General features: G+C 61.1%; 2 protein-coding genes and 3 pseudogenes. 2 read left to right on the forward strand and 3 right to left on the reverse strand.

Annotation, left to right across the window (positions count from 1 at the left end; genetic code table 11):
- Positions 1 to 133: 133 nt before the first annotated feature.
- Positions 134 to 235: pseudogene (locus tag NKH13_RS35415) on the reverse strand (LysR family transcriptional regulator); the annotation flags it as partial.
- A gap of 575 nt (positions 236 to 810) precedes the next feature.
- Between NKH13_RS35415 and NKH13_RS35420 the strand changes: the two are divergent.
- Together NKH13_RS35420 and NKH13_RS35425 are read left to right on the forward strand one after the other, a co-directional pair.
- Positions 811 to 1,086 (forward strand): acyl carrier protein, encoded by a 276-nt coding sequence (locus tag NKH13_RS35420; protein WP_023679611.1) that lies wholly within the window; start codon positions 811 to 813, stop codon positions 1,084 to 1,086.
- On the forward strand, positions 1,087 to 2,292 hold the full coding sequence (locus tag NKH13_RS35425) for a beta-ketoacyl-[acyl-carrier-protein] synthase family protein (RefSeq protein ID WP_352453892.1): 1,206 nt from the start codon (positions 1,087 to 1,089) through the stop codon (positions 2,290 to 2,292).
- Here the strand turns inward: NKH13_RS35425 and NKH13_RS35430 are convergent.
- Together NKH13_RS35430 and NKH13_RS35435 are read right to left on the reverse strand one after the other, a co-directional pair.
- Positions 2,279 to 2,443 (reverse strand): annotated as a pseudogene (locus tag NKH13_RS35430) (LysR family transcriptional regulator); the annotation flags it as partial. The gene NKH13_RS35425 and the pseudogene NKH13_RS35430 sit on opposite strands and share 14 nt — an antisense overlap.
- A 168-nt stretch (positions 2,444 to 2,611) precedes the next feature.
- A pseudogene (locus NKH13_RS35435) lies at positions 2,612 to 2,781 on the reverse strand (IS1380 family transposase); the annotation flags it as partial.

The raw sequence follows: 2,781 nt of genomic DNA on the forward strand, positions 1-2,781 counted from the left end.
TGACAAACCGCTCAGCGGCAGCGCAAGATCGTTCATGGTGGGTGTGGTCTCCGGGAAATGGTTCGGATCGGCTTAAGCAACCAAATCCTACGTCATTTCAACGGCTTGCGCCACATCCACCAACCCCCATGAATTTGGTTAGGTTGATGCGGCGTGCCGCCGCCGTGAGGCCGCGCTCGCTCAGCAGCGCGTCGAGAACGACGAGAAGATTCAGATCGAGCCCTTTGAAACGCATGTCTTAGCTATCCATAGCCTGGATGCATTTGATTGAAACAAACGATTTTACCAATTTTCCGGAATGTCGCATGGACTTGGCAGGACCTCACGTGCGCCGATCACTGCCTCTATCGCGTGGCGAGTCCCTTGAGAAGAGCCCGAAAGAGGAAATCTGTCGCGTGCGGTGGAGATTGTACTGGGAATGAGAGGCAGCGCTCCGATCATGTCGAACTCTCCGACGAATGGCGGACCGGTACAATAGTTGATCGCAACTGGTCCGGAGCTATGAAACATCTCGATTACATATGAGGTGCCGAGTGAATACGCTGACAGCACCCACCGTCGCAGCGTTTAGCTGACGTTTGACGACGGTTCCTATCCATTTACACGCAGATTCTTGATGTGCTGGCGCAAAAGCGGGAGGCCGGCGACTTTTCTTCGTCATCGGGCTGACGCCGCAGAAGCCGGAACTCGTCCGGTTCCTATGGGCATTGGGCTTGGTCGGTCGCACAGGCTCTATGAGGGGCAATTTTGGCAACGCGACGCGACTCGGGTTTTGAACGACGCCGAAAACGCAAGCTGGAAAGGAACAAGATGGCAGATCAACTCGCCAACGAAATAATCGCCATGATCAAGAAGCGCGCCGCGTCGGAGGGCGGCATAGCGCCTGCCACAGGCGGCGAGATAACGGCTGCCACGGGACTGACTTCGCTCGGTATCGATTCACTGGGATTGGCGGACGTTCTCTGGGACCTGGAGCAGGCCTACGGCATCGAGATCGAGATGAATACGGCCGAGGCATGGTCGGATCTCCAGAATGTTGGGGACATGGTGGAAGCCGTGCGCAGCTTGCTCGCTAAGGGGGTGTGAATGGACAGGCGCGTCGTGATTACTGGGATTGGCGGGATTTGCGGGCTTGGGACCAACGCCGCCGCCATTTGGACAGAGATGCGAGAAGGCCGCTCCGCCATCGGCCCAATCGTCAACTCCGAGCTCCATGAATTGAGGGTCAGGATCGGTGCCGAGATCAAGGCGCTGCCGGAGCATGACATCGACGGCAAGCAACTCATCTCCATGGACCGCTTCAGCCTGCTCGCTGTGCTTGCGGCGCGCGAAGCTATGCGTCAGGCCGGACTTTCCTCCAAAGAGGGAAATAGCTATCGCTTCGGTGCGACGGTGGGCGTTGGCGGCTGCGGGTGGGATGCGATCGAGCAAACCTACCGCGCCATCCTTCTGGGCGGTAAGCGTGCCGCTCTCTTGACTGTACCCAAGGCGATGCCGGGTGCCGCTGCCGGCCAGGTCAGCATGAGTCTCGGCCTGCGCGGGCCGGTCTTCGGCGTCACGTCCGCCTGTTCCTCGGCAAACCATGCGATTGCCTGCGCGGTGGACCAGATCAGGCTCGGCCGGGCCGACGTGATGCTTGCCGGCGGCAGCGAAGCGCCGCTCATATGGGGTGTGCTGAAGGCATGGGAAGCGATCCGCGTGCTTTCGCCCGATACTTGCCGGCCATTCTCGGCCGATCGCCAGGGCCTGTCGCTTGGTGAAGGCGCCGGCATGGCGGTGCTGGAAAGCTACGAGCATGCCCTGGCTCGGGGCGCCACCATCCTTGCCGAAATTGCCGGTGCCGGCCTTTCCGCCGATGCGTCCGACATCGTCGCGCCGACTGTCGAGGGGCCGGAGGCAGCAATGCGGGCCTGCCTTGCCGATGCCAGGCTGGACGCCGAGGATGTCGACTATCTCAACGCGCACGGCACCGGCACCAAGGCCAACGACCAGATCGAGACGGCGGCGATCAAGCGCGTCTTCGGTCAGCACGCCTTCTCAATGTCCATTTCTTCTACCAAGTCCATGCACGCGCATTGCCTCGGCGCGTCCGGCGCGCTCGAGTTGATCGCCTGCGTGATGGCTATCCGCGAGAGCGTCGTGCCGCCGACTGCCAATTATCGTGAGCTGGACCCCGATTGCGATCTCGACGTCACGCCCAATGTGGCACGCGAGCGCAAGGTGCGCGTGGCACTGAGCAACTCCTTCGCCTTTGGCGGCACGAACGCGGTTCTGGCGTTCAGGCAGGTGTAGAAGCCATGAGAGATGCCTCCGGCCACATTATCTCTCGCATCCAGATGCTTGCCGGATAACTATTGTGAAGGGCGGGTCATTGACCGCCTCGGCGAATGCGGGAAGTGGCAGCGGAAGCTCGACGATCCGGGGGTATCGTCTTTGCGAAATTCTTAACTGTTGAAGCGGCTTGGACGTACCGCCGCCCCGTAAAAGGTAAGCGAGGCCCTGCGGGCTCGGCTTGAGGGTCTGAAGCTGTACACGACAATGTCTGGAAGCCGCAGGGTCGGCTCTGCGCCCGTTATAGTCGCCTGAGTGCTGCCGGCCCGGCCGCGCCGCGGGCGCCGTCAACGAACTCCTTGAACCTGCGGACCTTGCCTGTCTTGGCCGACGCTTCGAAGCGCGCCGTCGTGCTGGCCTCCAGATCCGCGACATGCTTGCGCAGGGTCGTGGTGGGCGCGAGGCCAAAGATGAAGTCGACGTCGTTGGCGCGGCACCAGTCGATGACCT

Source organism: Mesorhizobium sp. M1348, from assembly GCF_040317925.1.
Taxonomy (GTDB): domain Bacteria; phylum Pseudomonadota; class Alphaproteobacteria; order Rhizobiales; family Rhizobiaceae; genus Mesorhizobium.

Excerpts from the sequence above, each read along its gene's own strand:
- NKH13_RS35420 (WP_023679611.1), top strand. The coding sequence starts at position 811 with ATGGCAGATCAACTCGCCAACGAAATAATCGCCATGATCAAGAAGCGC.
- NKH13_RS35425 (WP_352453892.1), top strand. The coding sequence starts at position 1,087 with ATGGACAGGCGCGTCGTGATTACTGGGATTGGCGGGATTTGCGGGCTT.